We start from the raw sequence: 22,737 nt of genomic DNA, 5'->3' as shown, positions 1-22,737 counted from the left end.
TTATTTGATCCAGGACGGTAGCCCCCCTTGCGCCATCGCCCTCACCTTCCTTCAGAACCGCGCCACCATCCCCATCCGCACCGTGCGCCCCGGTGCCGGCATGAAGCTCTGCGCCAGCGGATCCAGGTAATAGCGATCGGTCAGGTTCTGCAGCGAAACATTGACCTCGGTGTTCTCCAGCAACTTGTACTTGAGGAACAGATCGAACAGTGCCACCGAGCGGTACTCGACCTGCGGCGTGGTGGCGCCGGACTGCCAGGGTTTGTCGAGGGTGCTGGTGGGGCCGGAGGTGTAGGTCACGCGCCCGCCCAGCGTCAACGCCTCGTCGAAGAAGCGCAGGCCGGTGGTCAGGTTGCCTGAGAAGCGCGGCGGGTTCTGGGTGTTGGTATAGGAGCCCATGAAGCTGCCCGGGGTGCAGTTGGGCGTGTCCTGGGTCTTCTGGTAGGGGTTGGCCGTGGCGCGCAATTTGCTGGCAAACGCCGCGTCGCAGGTTTCGGCCTTGAGGTAGTAAGTGGCCGACAGGTCGGCGAATACGCGGCCGGCATCGTAGTGCGATTGCAGCTCAAGGCCACGGGTGCTGAAACTGTCGGTGTTGCTGAAGGTCATCTGGCCCCACAAACCTGGGCTTGGGTCGTAGTAACGGGTGATGTAATTCTTGATGTGGTTGTCGAAGAAGGCCAGTTTGATCGCCGCCGAGTCGTGCGCGGTAAAGAGGTTGTCGCGCAAGGCGCTGACGCCGATTTCCCAGCTCTGCGAGCGCTCGGGCTTGAGGCTTTTGCCGGGGGTGACTTGCTGGGTGCCCTGGCTGGTCTCGAACAGTGAAGGCAGGCGCAGGCCTTGGGTGTATGTGACGTAGAAGAACGTGTCGGGTATCAGCTCGACATTGATGCCGAAAGCCGGCGCGAAGCCGCCGCCGCTACTGCTGCCCTGCGGGGTGTGGTCGTAGCCTGTGACCACGCTGCTGATGCCTTCTGGGTTGACCTCCACGCGGGTCGCACCGAAGTCGTTGAAGCGCACGCCGTTGAACGGCTCGTTGCTGTTGCCGAAGACGATGCCGTTGTTCAGGCGCGGGTCGGTGGCGTCGGTGTACTGGCCGTTCTGGTCGGGGAACCAGGTCATGCTGCCCCAGCCCTTGGGGCCGCTCGCCGAGATATAGCGCACCTCGCGATCCTCACGCCGGGCGCTGGCCAGCACGGTGTTGTCCTTGGTGCGGAAGTGGCTGTACCGGCCACCACCCCACAGGGTCAGTTGCTCGATCGGCTGGTACTCGAGCTTGCCGTTGAAGCTGAACGCCTGCCTGGATGCATCGCGCAGGGTGCGGTTGGCATCGATGTCGTGCTGGGTGATCAGCACATTCTTCTGCGGTTGCAGGTCTTCAAGCTGGAACGCGCCGCCCAGGTCCAGTGTGAAGTCGCCATGGGCGGTCTGGAACTTGGAGACGTTGTTCAGGTCGCCGCCGATACGGCGGTTGTCCTGGCGTGTCCAGCTGCGATCCGTACGAAACAGCTGGGAAACCGGTGCAGTCCATGACGAACTCAACGTGCTGGTCTTGGCGTCGGTCATCCACAGGTTGCTGGTCAGGTCGACCCACGGGTTGCCGGCAGGCAGGTAGTGATAGCGCGCGGTGTAGGTATCGATCTTCACCTCGCCCAGGGGGTACTGGTAGATACCCGCAGTGCCGTAGCGGTAGATGTCAGAAGGCATGATTTCGGCGCTGCGCCCATCGTAGCGGCGGTAGCCCAAGTCCAAGGTGTGATCGTCGGCGATGCGCCAGGTGGCCTTGAGCAGGTACGAGTCGGTTTTCGAGGAAGAGTTGAGCACTTCCTCGCCCGCGTTGTAGGTGCTCGCCACGCTGGGCTGTTCACTGCCGTACTGGTTATAGATGCGGTAGCGATCCTGGCCCTTCTTGCCGGAGAAATAGTTACCTTGATTGCGGTGCGCATATGCCGCCACCACGTCCAGGCGCTCGCTGGTGAAGGCAAACGCGGCACTGCCAGATTCAGCCTCGGAGCCGAACAGGCTGGCGCGGTTGTCGCGGGGTGGCGCGGTGAGGTTTTCATCCTTGGCGCTGGCGCTGCGATGAGCGGGGGCTACGCCGTTGTCCCAGAGGTCGCCCTTGAGGCGCACGCCGACCTGGTTGCCGTCGACCAGAATGTCCTGCACGCCGATAGTCTGCATTTCAACCGTGCCGCCAATCGCCCCAGACTTGGTCGACGGGCCTTTGTTCACGGTCAGGCTGCTGATCAGGTCGGGGTCGATGTAGCTGCGTTGCTGGGTGCCGCCATAACCGCGATAGACGTCCAGGGCCTGCTCCGAACCATCGACCTTGACTGCCACCCGGCTCTGCCCCTGGATACCGCGGATGTTGACGTCCAGGGCACCGCCATTGCGCGTGTCACCGACCTGCACGCCGGGCAAGCCGTTGAGCAGATCGCCTGCGGAAACACGGCCGAAGCGGTCGATCTGTTCGCTGTTCAGGTGCACCGAAGAGCGTGGCGCCCTGTAGGTATCCGCCTCTGGCCCCTGGGCGGCGGCCTCGACCATCGTCGGCGATAACTCGGCCGCCGCATTCGGCGCAGCGCGCTGGGCGATCAGCACGTAGCTGCCGGTCGAGCTCGGCACCAGTTGCAACCCGGCGTTGGCCAGCAACCGCTGGATACCCTCGCTGACTGTATACCGGCCCTTCAAGGCCGGCGCCGTACGCCCACGGGTCAACTCAGGGTCGTAGGACAACAGTAGCCCGGACTGGCTGGTGAAGCTGCCCAGGGCTGCGCCCAGCGGGCCCGGGGCAATGTTGTAGTCACGCGGTGTGGCATCGTCCAGGCGGGTGGCGGCGAGCGCAGCCGTGCCGGTGTCCTGTGCCAGGGCCAGGCTGCTGTTCAACAGGCCGGCGCCGCAGCAGCCGATCATCGTGCAACGCAGGGCAAACGTGATGGGCGCCAGGCAAAGTCGAGGGCGCGGAGCAGGTGAAGGACAACGTACTGGGAGCATGCTTATCTCGCTCGTAGGGTTTGCGCCCACCACTGGCTGCGGGCTGTTACCTCCTCTGTCGCACGAGATCGAAAAAAGGATATGGGGGCATGAGCACCGGCTGAATTTACCGATTCGGCCTTGTGATCTGAGCAATTCTAGTGATAATGGTTTTCATTTGCGACCGTCATGTACCGATTCAACCGACGATGAATGCGCCCTTTTCCCCGCCGAACAGTACCGAGCCGTGCAGCGTCGAGACGCTGTACATCGAGAATCACGCCTGGTTACGCAACTGGCTCGCCTACCGGCTGAGGTCGTGGGGGCGCGGCGTGGCCGATGATCTGGCGCACGATATCTTCTTGCGGGTGCTGACCAGCCGAGAGGGCGCGCGGGCCGAACCGATCCGCCAGCCGCGCGCCTACCTGACCCGCATCGCCAATTGCGTACTGGTCAGTTGGCGCCGCCGGCAGTCTCTGGAACGCGCCTGGCTCGAAGCCCTGCTGCTGCTGCCAGAACCCGAGCACCCTTCGCCTGAGCTGCAAAGCGTGATCCTGGAAACCCTGCACGAGATCGATGCGCTGCTCGACACCTTGCGCCCACGGGTCAGGCAGGCGTTTCTGATGGCGACGCTGGACGGCATGAAGCAGAAGGACATCGCCGTAGCCCTGAACATCGCATTGCCGACCGTCAAGAAGTACATCCACGAGGCCTACCTCACCTGCCTGACGCAGATGCCCGATGAATAGCGGCACTGCCACGCTTGACGCTGCCATCCCCCAGCAGGTGCTTGCCCAGGCGGCCTCCTGGCTGATGCTGATGCAGGAGGGGCCGTTGCTGCCGGCCCAACAGCGCGAGCTGGAGCGCTGGCGGCTTGCCAGTGCCGACCACGAGCGCGCGTGGACACGGGCGCAGCAACTGCTCACGCGCCTGGGCAGCGTGCCGCCCACGCTGGCCAAGCAGACCTTGGACCGCCCGACGGGCAGGCGCGCCGTGCTGCGCGGGCTGCTCCTGCTGATGGGCGTCGCCCCCCTCAGTTGGTGGGCATGGCGCTCGCAGGCCGGCGACTACCGGACGTCGCTGGGCGAGCGCCAGCACGCACGGCTGGCCGACGGCACGCAGATCACCCTCAACAGCGACAGCGCGGTGGACGTGCTGTTCGATAGCGCGCAACGCTTGCTGCACCTGCGCCGGGGCGAGCTGTACATCGTTACCGCTGCCGACCCCCGCCCACTCCTGGCGCAGACCCAGCAGGGCCAGTTGCTTGCCCTGGGCACGCGGTTCAGCGTGCGCCAACTGGCCGATGAAACCGTGCTCGCCGTCTATGAAGGCGCTGTGCAGGTACGCCCCGAGCGCGCCAGCGTGGCGCCAGGCGAGCACATCATCCGGGCCGGGCAACAAGTGCGCTTCAGCCGTGAGCACCTGGGCAGCATCGAGGCGGTGCGGGAAACCACCTTGGCTTGGCGTAACGGGCTGCTGGTGGCCGACGACATGCCGCTGCGCCAGTGGACCCAAGAACTGACGCGCTACACCGACCAGCACCTTGAATGCGACCCTGCCCTGGGCGAGCTGCGGGTGTCTGGCACGTTCCCGGTCGATGACTTGCCACTGGCCTTGGCCATGCTGGCGCAAACCTACAGGCTGCAGGTTCGCCCGACCGGCCGGCAGGTGTTGATCAGCCGTTGACCACCCTATACGACCGAGCGAGATTCCCCGATGAGCAAGATGCCCCTGTACCTGGCCATGACCCTGGCCCTGGCTGCGCCCGCCGCTTTGGCCAAGCCGGAACGCGAGCAGAAGATGGACACGTCACTGCTGCAGCGCCAGGACCTGGCCTACCGCTTCAGCCAGCTGGACCTGGATTCGGCCGACGGCCAGCGCCATTACCGCCTGTGGGTCGGCAAACCGGACCGCCCAGCCCCCGCCGCAGGCTACCCGGTGCTGTGGATGCTCGACGGCAATGCCGCGCTGGGCGCGCTGGACAGCGCACAGCTGAGCAAGCTCGCCGCAGGCCAGGCGCCGTTGCTGGTGGCCGTGGGTTACCAGACCGATCAGCGTATCGACCGAGCTGGGCGGACCTATGACTACACCCCGTCGGTACCCGGGCAGGCGCAGCAGCGTGACCCGCTGACCGGCCAACCCAGCGGCGGCGTGGATGCGTTCTTCGACCTGCTGAGCCAGCGCATGCGGCCGAGGGTGGCCGCCGTGGCGCCGATCGACCTGCAGCGGCAAACATTGTGGGGGCATTCCTATGGTGGCCTGGCGGTGCTGCATGCGCTGTTTACCCGGCCGGCCGAGTTCAGTGACTACGCAGCGGCCAGCCCGTCGTTGTGGTGGCGTGACGGGGTGATTGTTGGCGAAGCCCAGGGGCTGCAACAGCGTTTGGGTGATCACCGCCCGAGGTTGCTGCTGATGCGTGGTGGCGACGAGCCTTCGAGCCCGCGTGCATCTATGAAAAGCGATGGGGAGCAGCCGGCGCAGGCGCTGGCAGCGGACCTGGCCAACGTGCAGGGTTTGCAGGTGCGGTTCGAACGGTTTGACGGATTGGGGCATGGGCCGATGTTGCCGGCCTCGCTGAAGAAAGTGATCGACGAGATGTCTCGGTAAACCTGGTCCGGCCTCCTTCGCGGGGCAAGCCCGCGCCTACTGGATCACCACGGGTTCTGAAGGCGACGGAAGCCCTTCTGTTGCTTCGGTTTCACCGCCCACGGTCGCCTAAGGTCTTAGCCGCGCGGGTTGCCAGCAGGGTGGCACTGTGCTGTATGCTTGGCCGGTCTTCAGGGCGGGGTGCAAGTCCCCACCGGCGGTAAATCGAAAGATGAGCCCGCGAGCGCCCCGGCCATGCCGGGGGTCAGCAGATCTGGTGAGACTCCAGAGCCGACGGTCATAGTCCGGATGAAAGAAGGCGTCAGGCAGGGGCCATTCGGGCGCCTCTGCGCGCGCGTTTTGTTCGCCCCGAGACGTTCATCGATCATTCACGAGGAGCGTTTCATGTCACCTATGCTGCAAAAGCAATTCCCCAACCTTTCTGCCGCCATCGCCGCCTTCCAGGCCGGGCGCCCCGTGCTGCTGCTGGACGACGACGACCGCGAGGACGAAGCGGACATCATCGCCGCCGCCGAAAACATCTCGTTGCAAACCATGGCCATGATGATTCGCGACTGCAGCGGCATCGTCTGCCTGTGCCTGGACGAAGCCACCGTGGACGCACTGCAGCTGGCGCCGATGGTGCAGAACAACCAGGCGCGCCACGGCACCGGCTTCACCGTCACCATCGAAGCGGCCGAAGGCATCACCACCGGCGTTTCGGCGCACGACCGGATTACCACCATCGCGGCGGCGCTAAGCTCGACAGCCGAGCAACGCCATATCGTCAGCCCTGGCCACGTGTTCCCGCTGCGTGCGCGCAACGGCGGGGTGCTGACTCGTCGTGGCCATACCGAGGGTTCGGTAGACCTGGCGCGCCTGGCCGGGCTGCGGCCGGCAGCGGTGCTGTGCGAGCTGATGAACCCCGATGGCAGCATGGCCCGCGGGGAGCAGGTGGCGGTGTATGCGCGGCAGTACAATTTGCCGGTGCTGACCATTGAAGAGCTGGCGCAGTATCGCGAGGCGATGGTGGCCCGCGAAGCCGAGATTGCCTGATAAACCGGCGGGGCCGCGCTGCGGCCCCAAAGCCTGGCTGACGTTCACAAGTTTGCTCCCCCCGCCCTGCTCTGCTAGTGTCGCGCCGTTAAGAACGCCACCGAGACAGCCGCCATGGCCCGCAAAAAAGCCTCCCTCGATTTCGAGCAATCCCTCGCAGACCTGCAAGCCCTGGTCGAGCGCCTGGAGAACGGCGAGTTGTCGCTGGAAGATTCGCTGGCCGCCTTCGAGCAAGGCATCGCCCTGACCCGCGATTGCCAGGGCGCACTGGCCCAGGCCGAACAGAAGGTGCAGATTCTTCTGGAACGCGACGGCGAGCTGGCAGCCCAACCCTTCGAGGCCGAGCCGCAAGCATGATCAACAGCTACCAGGCCAACTGCCAGGCCCGCGTCGACGCCGCCCTCGAACCCCTGTTCGAAGCGCCAACCAAAGAGCTCGAGCGGCTCTATGCCGCCATGCGCTACAGCGTGATGAACGGCGGCAAGCGTGTGCGCCCGCTGCTCGCCTACGCGGCCTGCGAAGCGTTGGGTGCGCCTGCCGAACAGGCCAATGGCGCGGCCTGCGCGGTCGAGCTGATCCACGCGTACTCGCTGGTGCATGACGACCTGCCGGCGATGGACGACGACGACCTGCGCCGCGGCCAGCCCACCACCCACAAAGCCTTCGACGAAGCCTGCGCCATCCTGGCCGGTGACGGCCTGCAGAGCCTGGCCTTCAGCGCCCTGCTCGACACGCGCCTCAGCCCACAGTCCGACACCCTGCGCCTGGCCATGGTCCAGGCCCTGGCCAAGGCTGCCGGCCCGGCGGGCATGGTCGGCGGCCAGGCCATCGACCTGGGGTCGGTGGGTATCAAGCTGGACCAGCAAGCCCTGGAATTCATGCACCGGCACAAGACCGGTGCGCTGATCGAAGCCAGCGTGCGCCTCGGCGCCCTAGCCAGCGCCCGCGCCGAACAGGCGCAACTGGATGCCTTGCAGACCTACGCACAGGCCATCGGCCTGGCGTTCCAGGTGCAGGACGACATCCTCGACGTAGAAAGCGACACCGCCACCCTGGGCAAGCGCCAGGGCGCCGACATCGCACGTGACAAACCGACCTACCCGGCCCTGTTGGGCCTGGAAGCCGCCAAGGCCTATGCCATCGAACTGCGCGACCAGGCGCTGGTCGCATTGCAAGGGTTTGGGGAAAATGCCGAGCCCCTGCGGGCGCTGGCACGCTATATCGTCGAACGCCGCAACTAAGCACCGACGCCAATCCCGCACAACCCGTGGTCGAATGGGCACTTTTCCCACAATGGGGTAAACTGCCGCGTCTTCACACCTATAACGACTCGCCTGATGCCCACGACGTTTCAAGAGATCCCCCGCGAACGCCCGGTCACGCCGTTGCTCGACCGCGCTGACACGCCTGCCGGCCTGCGCCGGCTGGCCGAAGCCGACCTGGAGACCCTGGCCGACGAGTTGCGCCAGGAACTGCTCTACACCGTGGGTCAGACCGGTGGGCATTTTGGCGCCGGCCTGGGCGTCATCGAGCTGACGATCGCCCTGCACTACGTCTTCGACACCCCGGACGACCGGCTGGTGTGGGACGTCGGCCACCAGGCCTACCCGCACAAGATCCTCACCGGCCGCCGCCAGCGCATGCTCAGCCTGCGCCAGAAGGACGGCATCGCCGCCTTCCCGCGTCGCAGCGAGAGTGAATACGACACCTTCGGCGTCGGCCACTCCAGCACCTCGATCAGCGCAGCGCTGGGCATGGCCATCGCCGCCCGCCTGCAGAACAGTGCACGCAAGTCGATCGCGGTGATCGGCGACGGCGCCCTGACCGCCGGCATGGCTTTCGAGGCGTTGAACCACGCCCAGGAAGTCAACGCCGACATGCTGGTGATCCTCAACGACAACGACATGTCGATTTCGCGCAATGTCGGCGGCCTGTCCAACTACCTGGCCAAGATCCTCTCCAGCCGCACCTACGCAAGCATGCGCGAGGGCAGCAAGAAGGTGCTCTCGCGCCTGCCTGGCGCCTGGGAAATCGCCCGCCGCACCGAGGAATACGCCAAAGGCATGCTGGTCCCAGGCACCCTGTTCGAAGAACTGGGCTGGAACTACATCGGCCCGATCGACGGCCACGACCTGCCGACCATGATCGCCACCCTGCGCAACATGCGTGACCTCAAGGGCCCGCAGTTCCTGCACGTGGTGACCAAAAAGGGCAAGGGCTTCGCCCCGGCCGAAGTCGACCCGATCGGCTACCACGCCATCACCAAGCTCGAACCTGCCGACAAGCCCGCCGCGCCGAAGAAGCCCAGCGGGCCCAAGTATTCCGCTGTGTTCGGCCAGTGGCTGTGCGACATGGCCGCCAGCGACAAGCGCCTGGTCGGCATTACCCCGGCGATGAAGGAAGGCTCTGATCTGGTCGACTTCAGCGAACGCTACCCGGAGCGCTACTTCGACGTGGCAATTGCCGAGCAGCACGCGGTGACCCTGGCTGCAGGCATGGCCTGCGAAGGCAGCAAGCCGGTGGTGGCGATCTATTCGACGTTCCTGCAGCGCGCCTATGACCAATTGATCCACGACGTGGCGGTGCAGAACCTCGATGTGCTGTTCGCCATCGACCGCGCCGGCCTGGTCGGCGAAGACGGCCCGACCCACGCCGGCAGCTACGACCTGTCGTACCTGCGCTGCATCCCCGGCATGCTGGTGATGACCCCGAGCGACGAGAACGAGCTGCGCAAGATGCTCACCACCGGCCATCTGTACAACGGCCCGGCGGCGGTGCGCTACCCACGCGGTACGGGCCCCAACGCGCCGATCAGCAGCGACCTTGAACCCTTGGAGATCGGCAAGGGCGTCATCCGCCGCCAGGGTGAGAAGGTCGCCTTGCTGGTGTTCGGCGTGCAGCTGAGCGAGGCCTTGCAGGCTGCCGAGCAGATCAATGCCACAGTGGTCGACATGCGCTTCGTCAAGCCGCTGGACGAGGCACTGGTACTCGAACTGGCTGCCAACCATGAGCTGCTGGTAACCATCGAAGAGAACGCCATCATGGGCGGTGCGGGGGCTGCCGTGGGCGAGTTCCTGGCCAGCCAGGCGGTGACCAAGCCCCTGCTGCACCTGGGGCTGCCAGACCTTTATGTCGAGCATGCCAAGCCTGCGCAGATGCTGGCAGAGTGTGGGCTGGATGTGGCTGGGATCGAGGCTTCGGTCAAGGCTCGGATGGCCAAGCTCGGGCTGTAATCCTTGGGGCCGCTTTGCGGCCCATTCGCGGGACAAGCCCGCTCCCACAAGTACATCACTCTTCTCGAGAACAGTGACAAACCTGTGGGAGCGGGCTTGTCCCGTGAATAGTCTGGAACTGCCCATGAAAATCCCGAGCTTCACCGCCACCCTCCTGTGCCTGCCACTTCCGCTCCTGGCCGCTGAACGCGACAACGCCCTGAAACTGCCCGACGTCCTGATCAGCGCCAACCGCCAGGTCGAGTCGCGCACCGCCACCAGCGCCGCCAATACCGTCTTCACCCGCGCCGACATCGACCGCCTGCAACCCACCAGCGTCACCGACCTGCTGGCCCGTGTCCCAGGCGTGCAAGTGGCCCCCACCGGCGGGCGCGGCAGCGTGCCCGGCATTTTCATCCGCGGCACCAAGGCGGCGCAGAGCCTGGTACTGGTGGATGGCGTGCGCATCGCCAACGCCACCTCTGGCGACAGTGGCCTGCAGTTTCTCGACGTTGACCAGATAGAGCGTGTCGAGGTGCTGCGCGGCTCCCGCTCGGCGGTATACGGCAGCGACGCCATGGGTGGCGTGATCCAGATCTTCACCCGCCGCAGTAGCGGCCCCGGGCTGCAGCCACGCCTGCGCCTGGCCGCCGGCAGCAACCAGACCTGGCAGCGCAGCCTGGGCCTGTCCGGTGGCGACGGCGCCACCCGCTTCAACCTGGGTGCCAGCCTGGACGAGACTGCCGGCATTGACGCCACAGGCCCCTCCTTTGCCAGCGACGGCGATCATGATGCGTTCCGTAACAAGTCACTCAACCTGAGCCTCAGCCACACCTTCGGCGAACGCTTCGAGGCAGGCCTGAACCTGCTCGACAGCCGCGGGCGCAGTGAATACGACAATCCGTACGGTGGCTTTGACCCGGTCACTTTCGAAAGCTTCGGGCAAAAACCCTACACCGACTTCAGCGTCAGCAGCCTGGGCACTTACTTCGACGCCCAGCTCAACAACACCTGGCATTCACGCCTGGAGCTTGCCCACAGCGAAAACCGTGACGACAAACGCGACAAGCTCAGCGATGAGCACTCCGTGTTCAACACCTATCGCGATCAGGTTACCTGGCAAAACGACCTGGCCCTGGGTGAGCAGCACAACCTGTTGATCGGCGGCGATTGGTACGAAGACCGCGTGCACGCCAACACCGATTTCAACAAGGACAGTCGCTGGAACCGCGCCGCCTTCATTCAGCATCGGTACAAGGGCGAGCGGTTCTCCACCGAACTGGGGGTGCGCCGCGACCAGAACCAGCAGTTCGGCGGCCAGACCACCTGGAGCGGTAGCCTTACCGTGCCCTTGAACGCGCACAATGATGTGCTGCTGTCCTACAGCGAAGGCTTCCGGGCACCGACATTCAATGACCTGTATTACCCACAGTTCAGCAACCCCGACCTGAACCCGGAGCATTCCCGAAGCTACGAGCTGCAATGGCGCAGCCAGCTTACCGCCGACAGCCGCCTGGAGACCTCGCTGTACCGCACCGACCTGCGCGACGCGATCATCTTTGGCCAGGGCTCGATCCCACGCAATGTCGCCTCGGCGCGGGTCAACGGGTTTGAACTGTCGCTCGACCAGCAATGGGGCGCGTGGCGCAGCCAGCTGGGGCTGGCGCTGATCGACCCACGTGACCGCGACAGCGGCCATACCCTCGCCCGCCGTGCCCGCCGTACCGTGAGCCTGGACCTGGACCGCGCATTCGGGCCGTTCAGCGTGGGCGGGAGCTGGCAAGCCATCAGCAGCAGCTACGATGACGAAGCCAACCGCAACCGGCTCGCCGGCTTCGGCCTGCTCGGCCTGCGGGGTAGCTGGGCTGCAACGGATGAGCTGAAACTGGAAACGAAGCTGGACAACCTGCTGGACCACCGCCACAGCCGTGCCCGGTACAGCTACGAGGGCGCCAGCCACGGTTACCGCGAGGAAGGCCGCACTGTGCTGCTGAGCGTCACCTGGACGCCGGCGCTCTAGCGTCGAGCAACGCACACAGGCGCGCGGTGGCCTCGATCATCTGCCCGCTGGGCCGCTCCAAGCCCTTGTCCGGCACCACCAACAGACGATCACTGGCCACAGCACTCAGACGTGGCCAAGCCTCCCAACTTGCCAGCTGCGCCTGGTCACCCGCCAGAATCACCTGGGGGTCCTGCAGCAATACAGATTCCACGCTCACCTGGGGCGCCGGCTGGCTCAGATCGGCGAAAACATTGCGTGCGCCGCACACGGCCAGGGCATCGCTGACCACCTGCCGGCCACCGAGGGTGTACAACGGCTTGTCCCAGACTTGATAGAACACCCGCAGCGGCTGCTCACGCCGATACTGCTGACGCAGGTGCCGCAGCCTGTCGCGCAAGGTTTGCGCATAATGCCGGCCCTGCTGGTCACGGCCGACGCGCTGGGCGATGGCTTCGATCTGATCGATCAATTGGTCAATGCTATGGGGCTCGGCGCTGAGCGTGGCGATGCCCAGGCGCTTGAGCTGATGACGCTGCGCTGGCGCGACACTGCCCGGCCACAGCAGCAGCAAGTCAGGCTTCAAGCTGAGCAGGCGTTCCATGTTCAGTTGCCCCAGACGGCCCACAGAAGGCACATCCTGCAGCGCTGGCGGGCGCTCGCCGCCATCGAGCATGCCGACCAGCAGGTCATCGGCCTGCAGCTCGAGCATGATCTCGCTCATCGAGGGCGCCAGGCTGACCACCCGCAGCGGCTCAGCCGCGCTGGCGGCACAGGCGCACAGCGCCAGCAGCCAGAGGAAGACGCGCATCAGCCCAGCTGACGCGGAATGCGGCACAGGTAGAGCACGACCACCGTGGACAGTGCCAGAAGAATCTGCGGCACCGCCTCCAGCCCCACCAGCACCGACAGCGCGGCGACCCAGGCAGGGAAGCAGGCATACAGCATGGCCAGGCGCCGCACCCGCGCCAGCTCGATCCAGGCTGCCGGCTCCTCGCTGCTGCCGAGCACCTTGGCGGTACTGATCAAGGCACGCTTGTAAGCGCCAAAGCGCGGCAGGCTGAGGAACATGGTCGCCGCACCGGCGATGAACAACGGCATGGCCAGCACCGGGATCAATGGATCACCGCCACCAAAAGCCCAGGCCATCACCGGCAGCGGCACCAGGCCTATCGCCAGGTATTGCCACCAGGCCAGGGCCAGGCGCCGCTTGACCTCGGCGCGGGTCACGCCTGGGGCACCTCGCCCTGGTGTTCGTTGCCCAGCATGTGGCCGAGCTTGCCGGCCTTGGTGGCCAGGTAGTAACGGTTGTGCGGGTTGTGCCCGGTATGCAGCGGCACACGTTCAGCGACGACGATGTTCATGTCGGTCAGGGCCTTGACCTTGCGCGGGTTGTTGGTCATCAGGCGCAGGGCCTTCACCCCCAGGTGCTCGAGCATCGGCAGGCAGATGGCATAGTCGCGCTGGTCGGCGGCAAAGCCCAGGCGTTCGTTGGCTTCGACGGTATCGGCGCCGCCGTCCTGCAGTTCGTAGGCGCGGATCTTGTTCAACAGGCCAATGCCGCGGCCTTCCTGGCGCAGGTACAGCAGCACGCCACGGCCTTCACGGGCGATGGCCTGCAGGGCAGCTTCCAGTTGCGAGCCGCAGTCACAGCGCTGGCTGAACAGGGCATCGCCGGTCAGGCACTCGGAATGCAGGCGCCCCAGCACCGGCTCGCCGTCCGCGATATCACCCAGGCTGAGCACCACATGCTCACGGCCGGTGGCTTCGTCGAGAAAGCCATGCATGGTGAAGGTCGCAAAGGGCGTCGGGAGTTTAGAGGCGGCAACAAAGACGACGGGCACGTTGTGCTCCTGGCATAAGTAGGAAATTTCTGTTGCGGCGATTGTATCAGCAGGTCGGCACCTGTGCGCTGGCTGAATACCGTCGCTTAAGATCGAAAAGTTCGATGCTTAGCAGAGGCCCGCCCTCAAGACGCCGAACCTGTATGGGAGCGGGTAGCGCTCACTGCGGCTGGCTGTCGGTGGTGAACGGATACGGCTGTTTCCAGTGCTCGAAAATCGGCTTCAATTCACCGCTGCGCACCAGCTCGGCCATGCGCTTGTCGAACAGGTCGCGCAGCGCCTTGGACTTTTCGTTGTGGGCAAATGCCAGGTACAGCGGTAGCTCGGCGACATGGGTTTTACGAAAACGCGCAGGCTCGGAAGCCTGGCCCAGCACGTAGTCGACTTCGGTCAACGCATCGATGTAGAAGTCCACTCGGTCATGCTCGAGCATCGGCAGAATGCCTTCGCGGCGCTGGATTTCGCGGAAGTTGTGCGCATTGGGCAGATAGCTGGCGTAGTCGTAGCCGCGCACCCAGGCCAGGCGATACTGGCCGACCGTGCTGGGTGTGGGCACAGGCTTGGCGACCAGCCCCAGGGCGTAGATATGGTCCATGTCGAAGTGCCAACGCGGGTAGAGGTTGTCGTCAGCCTCGTCCTTGTAGGAGCCGACCCAGGCATCGGCCTCGCCCCGTTTGACCAGCCCCACCGCACGGCTGTAAGGCGCGCTCTGGGTAACGACCTTGACCCCGGCAGGCTCGAACACCTTGCGCAGTACATCCCAGGCAACCCCGCTACCGTCGGCGTTGGTGTAGTCGAGCCATTCTTCGCTGACCAGATGGACCTGCTTCGGCACACCTTCGGCCGCCCCCACCCAGGGAGCAAAGCCCAGCAGCATTGCCAACAGCACAGTCCTTATGGCCATCTACGCGCTCCCTGCCTCAGGCAACCGCCCACACCAGAACCTGCATACCCAGCCAGGCGAACACGCCGGCCAGGACGTCGTCGAGCATGATCCCGACCCCGCCATGCACATGGCGGTCGATCCAGCGAATCGGCCATGGCTTGAGGATGTCGAAGAAGCGGAACATCAGGAACCCCGCCAGCAACCATTGCCAGCCTTCCGGCACCAGCCAGAGGGTGATCCACATGCCCACCATCTCGTCCCAGACAATGCCCTCATGGTCATGCACGCGCAAGTCATTGGCGACTTTGCCGCACAACCAGAAGCCGAACAGCATGGTCACGCCCAGCAGCAGCCAGTAACCCCAGTCTGGCAGCATCTGCCACAGCGGGATGAACGGTATGGCCACCAGCGAGCCCCAGGTGCCCGGCGCCTTGGGCAAGGTGCCGGAGCCGAAGCCGAAGGCGATGAAGTGCCAGGGGTTGCGCCAGACCGAGGGCGGAACGAACTCCGCAGGCACCTGATTGGGGTGATCGGTCACGGTGTCTCCCTAAAATGTTGATAGCCGCGTTGCCGCGGGGTGATGTCCTGGCCCTGCCGGTCACGCAGGCTGACGCCCTGGCCCTCAAGCACGCACCCGATGACATGAAACGCCGCCAGGCCTTGCGCCTGCAGGGATGAAAGCTGCGCCGGCGGTAAAGTGAACGCCAGCAAATAGTCGTCGCCACCGGTCAGGGCCGCCTGCACCGCGGCCTCATGGCCGAGCAAACCCTGCAGAGCGGATGACATCGGCACCTGCTCCAGGTTCACCTCGAGCGCCACGCGGGAAGCCTTGGCAATATGCCCGCAGTCGGCCAGCAGGCCGTCGGAGATGTCCAGTGCCGCGCTGGCTCGCCCGCGCAACAGCTGCCCCAGGGCGAACTGCGGCGAAGGCGACCAGTAGTGATCGAGCAGCGGCTGGGCCAGTGCGGCCTCGGCCTGGCGCTGGCCCAGGACCAACGGCAAGGCGCCGGCGGCGTTGCCCAGCTCCCCCCCCACGCACAGAAGGTCACCAGGGCGAGCACCACCACGGCGCAACGCCTGCCCGGCCGGCACGCGGCCAAACACGGTCATGGTGATACTCAAGGGGCCGCGGGTGGTGTCACCGCCAATCAGGCTCAGCTGGCAACGCCGGGCCATACGGTTAAGGCCGTCAGCGTAGGCTTGCAGCCAGTCGGCGCTGACATCGGGCAAGGTCAGGGCAAGGGTGAAGCCGATGGGGGTGGCGCCCATCGCCGCCAGGTCACTGGCGGCCACGGCCAGCGAGCGCTGGCCAAGCAGCAAGGGGTCGCAGACCGCAGGGAAGTGCACGCCGGCCACCAGGGTGTCGGTGGACACCGCCAGCTGCTCGCCCGCAGGCAAATCCAGCAGCGCGCAATCGTCACCGATGCCCAGGGCCACGCCTTCACCACCTTGCGCACAGGGCGCGGCGGCGAAGTAATGGCTGATCAGCTCGAACTCACCCATGGTCGGCCAGCGCCGGGATCAGCGCTTGTTCGCCTTGGCTTCCGCTTCGCGCAGCGAAGGGGCGAGCTTGTCCAGCACACCGTTGACGAACTTGTGGCCGTCGGTGGCACCGAAGACCTTGGCCAGCTCGATACCTTCGTTGATCACCACGCGATACGGTACATCGACGCGCATCATCAGTTCCCAGGTGGACAACCGCAGCACAGCCAGTTCGACAGGGTCGAGCTCTTCCAGCGCCAGCGCCAGGCAAGGCTTCAGGGCCGCGTCGATCTCGTCCTTCTTGGCCGGGACCCCATGCAGGATCTCGCGGAAGTAGGCGCCATCGACATCGGTGAAATCGTTATCGACCCGGAACTGCGCTTCGATCTCGTTTACCGACTGACGCGCCATGTGCCACTGGTACAGCGCCTGAGTCGCGAGCTTACGGGCTTCGCGGCGCTTGGCGCTCTTCGAGGGCTTGCCGGCATCCGCAGGTTTTGGATCGCGCGGGTTGAAACGATCGCTTTCGTCGCTAATCACTTGGCCTCCAACTGCGCCAGCAGGCTGACCATTTCCAGAGCGGACAGGGCAGCTTCAGCACCTTTGTTGCCAGCCTTGGTGCCGGAACGCTCGATGGCCTGTTCGATGGAGTCGACGGTCAGAACGCCGAAGGCCACCGGAACACCGAACTCCATGGACACCTGGGCCAGGCCCTTGGTGCATTCGCCCGCCACGTATTCGAAGTGCGGGGTACCACCGCGGATCACGGCGCCCAGGGCGATGATCGCGTCGTACGCGCCTTGCTGGGCGACCTTCTGTGCTACCAGCGGGATTTCAAACGCGCCCGGGGCACGGATGATGGTGATGTCGCTTTCGCTGACACCGTGGCGTACCAGGGCATCAACGGCACCGCTTACCAGGCTTTCGACGACGAAGCTGTTGAAGCGGCCAACCACCAAAGCATAGCGACCTTTGGGGGCGATGAAGGTACCTTCGATGGTCTTCAGGGTCATTCCGATGTTCTCATGTTCAAGAGCGAGGCCGCATACAAGCGGCCTCGGCAGGGGTCTGGACTCGAGTAGAGGGCGTCAATGCCGCCTCAAGTCACTCGGAGGGCACGTATTCTACAACTTCCAGATCGAATCCGGATATCGCATTGAACTTCATCGGCGAACTCATCAGGCGCATCTTGCGCACACCGAGGTCGCGCAGGATCTGCGAACCGGCACCCACGGTGCTGTAGGTGGTCGGTACCTTGGTCGGTGCATCGCCCGCGCTTTCGCGGATGTGCGCCAGCAGCACGTCGCCGTCCAGCGGGTGGCCCAGCAGCAGGACCACGCCGCTGCCAGCTTCGGCCACGGCAGCCATGGCGGCGCGCAGGCTCCAGCGGCCCGGTTGCTTGACCAGCAGCAGGTCGCGCAGCGGGTCCATGTTGTGCACGCGCACCAGGGTCGGCTCTTCGGCGCAGATATTGCCCAGGGTCAGGGCCATGTGCACGTCGCCTTCCACCGCATCGCGGTAGGTGACCAGGTTGAACTCGCCCAGCTCGCTCTCCACCGGCTGCTCGGAGACGCGTTGTACGGTGCGCTCGTGGATCATGCGGTAGTGGATCAGGTCGGCGATGGTGCCGATCTTCAGGCCGTGCTCGGCGGCGAACACTTCCAGCTCGGCGCGGCGCGACATGGTGCCGTCATCGTTCATCACTTCGCAGATCACGCCGCTCGGCTCGAAGCCGGCCATGCGCGCCAGGTCGCAAGCGGCCTCGGTGTGGCCGGCGCGGGCCAGGGTGCCGCCCGGCTGGGCCATCAGCGGGAAGATGTGGCCCGGGCTGACGATGTCCTCGGCCTTGGCGTCCTTGGCAGCGGCAGCTTGCACGGTACGTGCGCGGTCGGCAGCGGAAATGCCGGTGGTGACACCTTCGGCGGCCTCGATCGACACGGTGAACTTGGTGCCGAAGCCGGACCCGTTACGCGGCGCCATCAGCGGCAGCTTGAGCGTTTCGCAGCGCTCGCGGGTCATCGGCATGCAGATCAGGCCACGGGCATGCTTGGCCATGAAGTTGATGTGCTCAGGCAGGCAGCACTCGGCCGCCATGATGATGTCGCCTTCGTTCTCGCGGTCTTCGTCATCCATGAGGATGACCATTTTGCCCTGGCGGATGTCTTCGACCAGTTCTTCGATGCTGTTGAGCGCCACTCGGCACCCCCTTCTCAATCAGGATTTCAAGAAGCCGTTGGCGGCCAGGAAGCTTTCGGTAATGCCACTGCCCTTGCTCGGTTCGCCAGCCTTGTCGCCCAGCAGCAGACGCTCCAGGTAACGGGCCAGCAGGTCGACCTCAAGGTTTACCCGACGCCCTGCGCGGTAGTCGGCCATGATGGTTTCGGACAGGGTGTGCGGGACAATGGTCAGCTCGAACTCGGCGCCATTGACCTCATTGACCGTCAGGCTGGTGCCGTCGACGGTGATCGAACCCTTGTGGGCGATGTACTTGGCCAGCTCCTTGGGTGCACGCACGCGGAACTGGATAGCGCGGGCGTTATCGCTGCGCGAGATGATTTCGCCGACACCGTCGACGTGGCCGCTGACCAGGTGGCCGCCCAGGCGGGTGGTGGGGGTCAGGGCCTTTTCCAGGTTGACCTTGCTGCCGCTCTTGAGGTCGATGAAGGCGGTGCGCTTGAGGGTTTCGACGCTGACGTCGGCCCAGAAGCCATCGCCCGGCAGTTCGACGGCGGTCAGGCATACGCCGTTGACGGCGATGCTGTCGCCGAGCTTGACGTCACCCAGGTCGAGCTTGCCGGTCTCGACGTAGACGCGCACGTCGCCACCTTTGGGGGTCAGGCTGCGGACAGTGCCGATGGATTCGATGATGCCGGTGAACATGGGGTCTTCCTCAAGAACGGGTTGCGCAGGGCAAGCCTGGCATTATACGCCGGGCGCCGGCAGGGGGATGGCCGTGACCCGCCAGTCATCGCCCACCGCGCGCATTTCGGTAATTTTCAGTCGCGGCGCTTCGCTCATCGTTGCCAGGGGCCACTCCAGCAGCGGGCGGGCCTGGGAGCCAAGGAAGGTACCGGCGACGAACAACTGGTACTCGTCGATCAGGCCTTGCCGGGCGAACGCACCGGCAAGGCCGGCGCCGGCTTCCAGCAGAATCTCGTTGACGCCACGCTGGGCCAGCACACGCATCAACGCGGGCAGGTCGACCTGGCCACCGGCGCCTGGCAGGCTCAGCAGCTCGTGGCCCGCCTCGGCGTACCGCGCATCTGCTGCGGCAGCCGTCACCACCAGGGCCGGGCCGGCCAGGAAGAACGGCGCATCCAGCGCCAGCCGCAGGCGGCCATCGATCAACACGCGCAGCGGTGGGCGGCTCAATGCCAGGGCACGGGTTTCATCATCCAGGCCTAGCTCTGCGCCACGCACGGTCATGCGTGCGTGATCGGCCAGCACGCTGGCGGCGCTGGTGAGCACCACACTTGAACGGGCGCGCAGGCGCTGCACCGCAGCACGGGCGGCGGGGCCGGTGATCCATTGGCTTTCGCCGCTGGCCATGGCGGTGCGGCCGTCCAGGCTCATGGCCAGCTTGGCCCTGACGAACGGCAGGCCGTGCTCCATGCGCTTGAGAAAGCCTGGGTTGAGGGCCCGAGCCTCGGCTTCGAGCACGCCGCTGTGGACCTCGATACCCACCGCTGCCAGGCGCCGCAGCCCCTGCCCCGCTACCTGTGGGTTGGGGTCCTGCATCGCTGCCACCACGCGGGCCACGCCGGCCTCGACCAGAGCTTCGGCGCACGGCGGCGTGCGGCCATGGTGGCTGCAGGGTTCGAGGGTGACATAGGCGCAGGCGCCGCGGGCACGCTCACCGGCCTGTCGCAGGGCATGCACCTCGGCATGCGGCTCACCGGCGCGCACGTGCCAGCCCTCGCCCACCACCTCGCCATCGCGCACGATCACACAGCCCACGCGCGGGTTGGGGTGGGTGCTGTAGACACCCTTGCGAGCCAGTTCCAGGGCACGGGCCATGTAGTGGGCGTCGAGAATCGCGGTCTGGCTGGGCATGCTCACTCTTTGGCTGGCTCACGGGCCAGGCGGTCGATTTCTTCGCGGAATTCGTCGAGGTCCTGGAAGCGTCGGTACACCGAGGCGAAGCGGATATACGCCACTTCGTCGAGCTTGCGCAGCTCGGCCATCACCAGCTCACCCACCACCAGTGACTTGACTTCGCGCTCGCCGGTGGCGCGCAGGCGGCTCTTGATGTGCGCCAGCGCCGCTTCCAGGCGTTCGACGCTGACCGGGCGTTTTTCCAGTGCCCGTTGCATGCCTGCACGCAACTTGTCTTCGTCGAAGGGCTGGCGCGTGCCGTCTTGCTTGATCAGCCGCGGCAGCACCAGTTCGGCAGTTTCGAAGGTGGTGAAACGTTCGCCGCAGGCGACGCACTCGCGACGGCGGCGCACTTGCTCGCCCTCGGCGACAAGACGAGAGTCGATGACCTTGGTGTCGTTGGCACCGCAAAAGGGACAGTGCATGGTGGCAGGCAACAAAAAAAGGGAGGGCCATGGTAGCGCATCCCACTGGCAAGACAAGCCAAAGGGGTTAACATCCAGGGAAATCTGCCCCTGAAGGATGACCCAATGCACCATCGAGCGCTCGTCGTGCTGTGCTGCGCCGCCTTGCTTGCCGCTTGCGGTAGCGACCGGCCCAAGCCCGAACAGGCCCAGGCGCCCGCGCCAGCAAAATCGGCCAAGAAAACCCAGCCCCTTGGCCCGCTGCCCGCCTACCAGCGCGAACTGAGCGGTACCTTGCTGGAAGTCCCGGCCGGGGCCGATGTGGAGCTGGCCCTGCTGGTCATCGACGAACGCGACCGCCCGCAACGCCTGCTGGCCAGCAGCAACCTGAGCGGCACCGGGCAGGCGCTGCCTTACCAGTTGCGCTTCAACCCCGAGGCTTTTCCGGCCGGTGCCCGGGTAGAGCTGCGTGGCCGTGCCAGCCGCTCTGGCCAGCTGATCATGCACCTTCCGCCGGTACGCATTACCCAGGCACAGACCCAGGCCACCGGGCCGCTGCGCTTCGAGAAGGCACCGTAAGTGGCACCCCTGGCACTGCAACAGGCCCTCAGCGGCCTGATCGGCGAAGCGCGCCTGGTGGCCAGCGAGCTGCCTGAGTGCGAACTGAAGCTCTGGCTGATCGACGACCAGAACATGGACCGCGCATTCAGCAGTGAAGAAACCCGGCGCATCCTCGAAGCGCCACCCTACTGGAGCTTCTGCTGGGCCAGCGGCCTGGCCATGGCCCGTTACTTGGCTGCACACCCGCACTGGGTGGCCGGCAAGCGCGTGCTCGATTTTGGCGCCGGCAGCGGTATCGCCGGCATTGCCGCAGCCCGCGCTGGCGCCCTGGAAGTGGTGGCCTGCGACCTCGACCCGCTGGCCCTCGACGCCTGCCGCGCCAACGCCGCGCTGAACGGGGTGGCGCTGGGTTACAGCAGCGATTTCTTCGCCGAGGACGACCGCTTCGACCTGATCCTGGTCGCCGATGTGCTGTATGACCGCGCCAACCTGCCCTTGCTCGACGCCTTCCTCGGCCGTGGTCGCCAGGCCCTGGTGGCGGACTCACGGGTTCGCGACTTCTGCCACCCGCTGTACCGGCAATTGGGCGTGCTCGACGCACTGACCCTCCCGGACCTGGCCGAGCCCCACGAATTCCGCCGGGTCAGCCTGTACCACGCTAGCCGCGAGCCTTTATAGTGGTGCCATTCACGAGTTTGCGAGAGTCGCGATGAGCCAAGACACGCCGTACATTTTCGACGCCACCGATGCCACCTTCCAGCAACTGGTCATCGAGAACTCTTTCCACAAGCCGGTGCTGGTGGACTTCTGGGCCGAGTGGTGCGCCCCGTGCAAGGCGCTGATGCCCTTGCTGGCGAAGATCGCCGAGGGTTACCAGGGCGAGCTGCTGCTGGCCAAGATCAACTGCGACGTAGAACAGCAGGTGGTCGCCCAGTTCGGCATTCGCAGCCTGCCGACCGTGGTGCTGTTCAAGGACGGCCAGCCGGTCGATGGTTTTGCCGGTGCGCAGCCGGAGTCGGCGATCCGCGCACTGCTCGAACCGCACGTGCAAATGCCTGCCGCCCCTACCGCTTCGCCACTGGAACAGGCCAAGGCCCTGTTCGCCGAGAGCCGTTTTGCCGAAGCCGAAGCGCTGCTGCAGGCGCTGCTTGGCGAAGACAACAGCAATGCCGAGGCGCTGATCCTGTACGCCCGTTGCCTGGCCGAACGGGGTGAATTGGGCGAGGCCGAGACGGTGCTGGACGCGGTCAAGACCGATGAGCACAAGGCCGCCCTGGCCGGGGCCAAGGCGCAGCTGACCTTCCTGCGCCAGGCCGCCAGCCTGCCAGAAGTCGCCGACCTGAAAAGCCGCCTGGCGCAGAACCCGGAAGACGACGAAGCGGCCTACCAGTTGAGCATTCAGCAGCTCGCCCGCCAGCAATACGAGGCGGCGCTGGAGGGGCTGTTGAAGCTGTTCAAGCGTAACCGTGGCTATGAAAACGGGTTGCCGCAGAAGGCCATGCTGCAAGTGTTCGAGTTGCTGGGGAGTGATCATACGCTGGTTGGGGTGTACCGCCGCAAGCTGTCTTCAGCCATGTTCTGACCCGTAGCAGCTGCGAGGGCTCCGCCCTCGTTCGCGGGGCAAGCCCGCTCCCGCAGGCAA

24 protein-coding genes and 1 riboswitch are annotated in these 22,737 nt (G+C 65.4%); of the genes, 11 read left to right on the top strand and 13 right to left on the bottom strand.

Annotated elements, in window-relative coordinates:
- Window positions 1–51: 51 nt before the first annotated feature.
- Window positions 52–2,991: a TonB-dependent receptor gene (locus tag LOY26_RS02740; protein ID WP_258714366.1), complete on the bottom strand. Its 2,940-nt coding sequence runs from the start codon at window positions 2,989–2,991 to the stop codon at window positions 52–54.
- 188 nt (window positions 2,992–3,179) lie between these two features.
- On the opposite strand from LOY26_RS02740, the gene LOY26_RS02735 reads away from it, so the two are divergent.
- The 8 genes from LOY26_RS02735 (at window position 3,180) to LOY26_RS02700 (ending at window position 11,844) form a co-directional block, all read left to right on the top strand.
- Window positions 3,180–3,719: a sigma-70 family RNA polymerase sigma factor gene (locus LOY26_RS02735; protein ID WP_033703427.1), complete on the top strand. Its 540-nt coding sequence runs from the start codon at window positions 3,180–3,182 to the stop codon at window positions 3,717–3,719.
- Window positions 3,712–4,656 (top strand): FecR domain-containing protein, encoded by a 945-nt coding sequence (locus tag LOY26_RS02730; protein WP_258714365.1) that lies wholly within the window; start codon window positions 3,712–3,714, stop codon window positions 4,654–4,656. Before LOY26_RS02735 ends, LOY26_RS02730 begins: the two co-directional genes overlap by 8 nt.
- Window positions 4,657–4,686: 30 nt before the next feature.
- The gene (locus LOY26_RS02725; protein ID WP_258714364.1) at window positions 4,687–5,577 is read left to right on the top strand and encodes an alpha/beta hydrolase; all 891 of its coding nucleotides are present in this window, start codon (window positions 4,687–4,689) and stop codon (window positions 5,575–5,577) included.
- A gap of 162 nt (window positions 5,578–5,739) precedes the next feature.
- Window positions 5,740–5,881: riboswitch (FMN riboswitch) on the top strand.
- 80 nt (window positions 5,882–5,961) lie between these two features.
- Window positions 5,962–6,612, top strand: a complete 651-nt coding sequence (ribB, locus tag LOY26_RS02720; RefSeq protein ID WP_047583482.1) for a 3,4-dihydroxy-2-butanone-4-phosphate synthase — start codon at window positions 5,962–5,964, stop codon at window positions 6,610–6,612.
- A gap of 114 nt (window positions 6,613–6,726) precedes the next feature.
- The gene (locus LOY26_RS02715; RefSeq protein ID WP_258714363.1) at window positions 6,727–6,969 is read left to right on the top strand and encodes an exodeoxyribonuclease VII small subunit; all 243 of its coding nucleotides are present in this window, start codon (window positions 6,727–6,729) and stop codon (window positions 6,967–6,969) included.
- A complete protein-coding gene (ispA, locus tag LOY26_RS02710) occupies window positions 6,966–7,853 on the top strand; it encodes a (2E,6E)-farnesyl diphosphate synthase (RefSeq protein ID WP_033703434.1) in 888 nt (295 codons plus the stop codon). The genes LOY26_RS02715 and ispA overlap by 4 nt, the downstream gene beginning before the upstream one ends.
- Window positions 7,854–7,949: 96 nt before the next feature.
- Window positions 7,950–9,845 (top strand): 1-deoxy-D-xylulose-5-phosphate synthase, encoded by a 1,896-nt coding sequence (gene dxs, locus LOY26_RS02705; protein WP_033703435.1) that lies wholly within the window; start codon window positions 7,950–7,952, stop codon window positions 9,843–9,845.
- A 124-nt stretch (window positions 9,846–9,969) separates the two neighbouring features.
- The gene (locus LOY26_RS02700; protein ID WP_258714362.1) at window positions 9,970–11,844 is read left to right on the top strand and encodes a TonB-dependent receptor domain-containing protein; all 1,875 of its coding nucleotides are present in this window, start codon (window positions 9,970–9,972) and stop codon (window positions 11,842–11,844) included.
- Here the strand turns inward: LOY26_RS02700 and LOY26_RS02695 are convergent.
- The 12 genes from LOY26_RS02695 to nrdR all read right to left on the bottom strand — a co-directional run bounded on the left by LOY26_RS02695 (window position 11,822) and on the right by nrdR (window position 20,555).
- Window positions 11,822–12,634, bottom strand: coding sequence for a cobalamin-binding protein (locus LOY26_RS02695; RefSeq protein WP_258714361.1), 813 nt, complete (start codon window positions 12,632–12,634; stop codon window positions 11,822–11,824). The two genes, LOY26_RS02700 and LOY26_RS02695, sit on opposite strands and share 23 nt — an antisense overlap.
- Window positions 12,634–13,053, bottom strand: coding sequence for an MFS transporter (locus LOY26_RS02690; protein ID WP_258714360.1), 420 nt, complete (start codon window positions 13,051–13,053; stop codon window positions 12,634–12,636). The genes LOY26_RS02695 and LOY26_RS02690 overlap by 1 nt, the downstream gene beginning before the upstream one ends.
- Window positions 13,050–13,667 carry a GTP cyclohydrolase II gene (gene ribA, locus LOY26_RS02685; RefSeq protein WP_033703440.1) on the bottom strand — a complete coding sequence of 206 codons (618 nt, stop codon included), beginning with the start codon at window positions 13,665–13,667 and terminating at the stop codon, window positions 13,050–13,052. The genes LOY26_RS02690 and ribA overlap by 4 nt, the downstream gene beginning before the upstream one ends.
- Window positions 13,668–13,827: 160 nt before the next feature.
- Window positions 13,828–14,571, bottom strand: a complete 744-nt coding sequence (locus tag LOY26_RS02680; RefSeq protein WP_186661096.1) for an ABC transporter substrate-binding protein — start codon at window positions 14,569–14,571, stop codon at window positions 13,828–13,830.
- 16 nt (window positions 14,572–14,587) lie between these two features.
- Window positions 14,588–15,091 carry a phosphatidylglycerophosphatase A gene (locus tag LOY26_RS02675; RefSeq protein ID WP_033703443.1) on the bottom strand — a complete coding sequence of 168 codons (504 nt, stop codon included), beginning with the start codon at window positions 15,089–15,091 and terminating at the stop codon, window positions 14,588–14,590.
- Entirely contained in the window at window positions 15,088–16,056 is a 969-nt protein-coding gene (thiL, locus tag LOY26_RS02670; protein ID WP_258714359.1) for a thiamine-phosphate kinase, read from the bottom strand. Before thiL ends, LOY26_RS02675 begins: the two co-directional genes overlap by 4 nt.
- An 18-nt stretch (window positions 16,057–16,074) precedes the next feature.
- On the bottom strand, window positions 16,075–16,575 hold the full coding sequence (gene nusB / locus LOY26_RS02665; protein WP_033703445.1) for a transcription antitermination factor NusB: 501 nt from the start codon (window positions 16,573–16,575) through the stop codon (window positions 16,075–16,077).
- A complete protein-coding gene (gene ribE, locus LOY26_RS02660; RefSeq protein ID WP_003255395.1) occupies window positions 16,572–17,048 on the bottom strand; it encodes a 6,7-dimethyl-8-ribityllumazine synthase in 477 nt (158 codons plus the stop codon). Before ribE ends, nusB begins: the two co-directional genes overlap by 4 nt.
- A 91-nt stretch (window positions 17,049–17,139) precedes the next feature.
- The gene (ribBA, locus tag LOY26_RS02655) at window positions 17,140–18,231 is read right to left on the bottom strand and encodes a bifunctional 3,4-dihydroxy-2-butanone-4-phosphate synthase/GTP cyclohydrolase II (protein ID WP_033703446.1); all 1,092 of its coding nucleotides are present in this window, start codon (window positions 18,229–18,231) and stop codon (window positions 17,140–17,142) included.
- 18 nt (window positions 18,232–18,249) lie between these two features.
- Window positions 18,250–18,915 (bottom strand): riboflavin synthase, encoded by a 666-nt coding sequence (locus LOY26_RS02650; RefSeq protein ID WP_033703448.1) that lies wholly within the window; start codon window positions 18,913–18,915, stop codon window positions 18,250–18,252.
- A 42-nt stretch (window positions 18,916–18,957) separates the two neighbouring features.
- Complete coding sequence (gene ribD, locus LOY26_RS02645) at window positions 18,958–20,088, bottom strand: bifunctional diaminohydroxyphosphoribosylaminopyrimidine deaminase/5-amino-6-(5-phosphoribosylamino)uracil reductase RibD (RefSeq protein ID WP_258714358.1); 1,131 nt, start codon at window positions 20,086–20,088, stop codon at window positions 18,958–18,960.
- 2 nt (window positions 20,089–20,090) lie between these two features.
- A complete protein-coding gene (gene nrdR / locus LOY26_RS02640) occupies window positions 20,091–20,555 on the bottom strand; it encodes a transcriptional regulator NrdR (RefSeq protein ID WP_016393425.1) in 465 nt (154 codons plus the stop codon).
- Window positions 20,556–20,660: 105 nt separating this feature from the next.
- On the opposite strand from nrdR, the gene LOY26_RS02635 reads away from it, so the two are divergent.
- Genes LOY26_RS02635 through trxA form a run of 3 tightly spaced genes read left to right on the top strand, consistent with a single transcriptional unit; the run spans window position 20,661 to window position 22,677 of the window.
- Window positions 20,661–21,113: a YbaY family lipoprotein gene (locus LOY26_RS02635; protein ID WP_033703450.1), complete on the top strand. Its 453-nt coding sequence runs from the start codon at window positions 20,661–20,663 to the stop codon at window positions 21,111–21,113.
- Window positions 21,114–21,773 (top strand): methyltransferase, encoded by a 660-nt coding sequence (locus LOY26_RS02630; RefSeq protein WP_186665487.1) that lies wholly within the window; start codon window positions 21,114–21,116, stop codon window positions 21,771–21,773.
- A gap of 31 nt (window positions 21,774–21,804) precedes the next feature.
- Window positions 21,805–22,677, top strand: a complete 873-nt coding sequence (gene trxA, locus LOY26_RS02625; protein WP_258714357.1) for a thioredoxin — start codon at window positions 21,805–21,807, stop codon at window positions 22,675–22,677.
- The last annotated feature ends 60 nt before the right edge of the window (window positions 22,678–22,737 follow it).

The sequence above is a fragment of the Pseudomonas sp. B21-047 genome (assembly GCF_024748775.1).
GTDB classification, from domain to species: Bacteria; Pseudomonadota; Gammaproteobacteria; order Pseudomonadales; family Pseudomonadaceae; genus Aquipseudomonas; species Aquipseudomonas capeferrum.
Note: the sequence above shows the minus strand (reverse complement) of the source record. Positions and strands in the feature narration are given on the sequence as shown.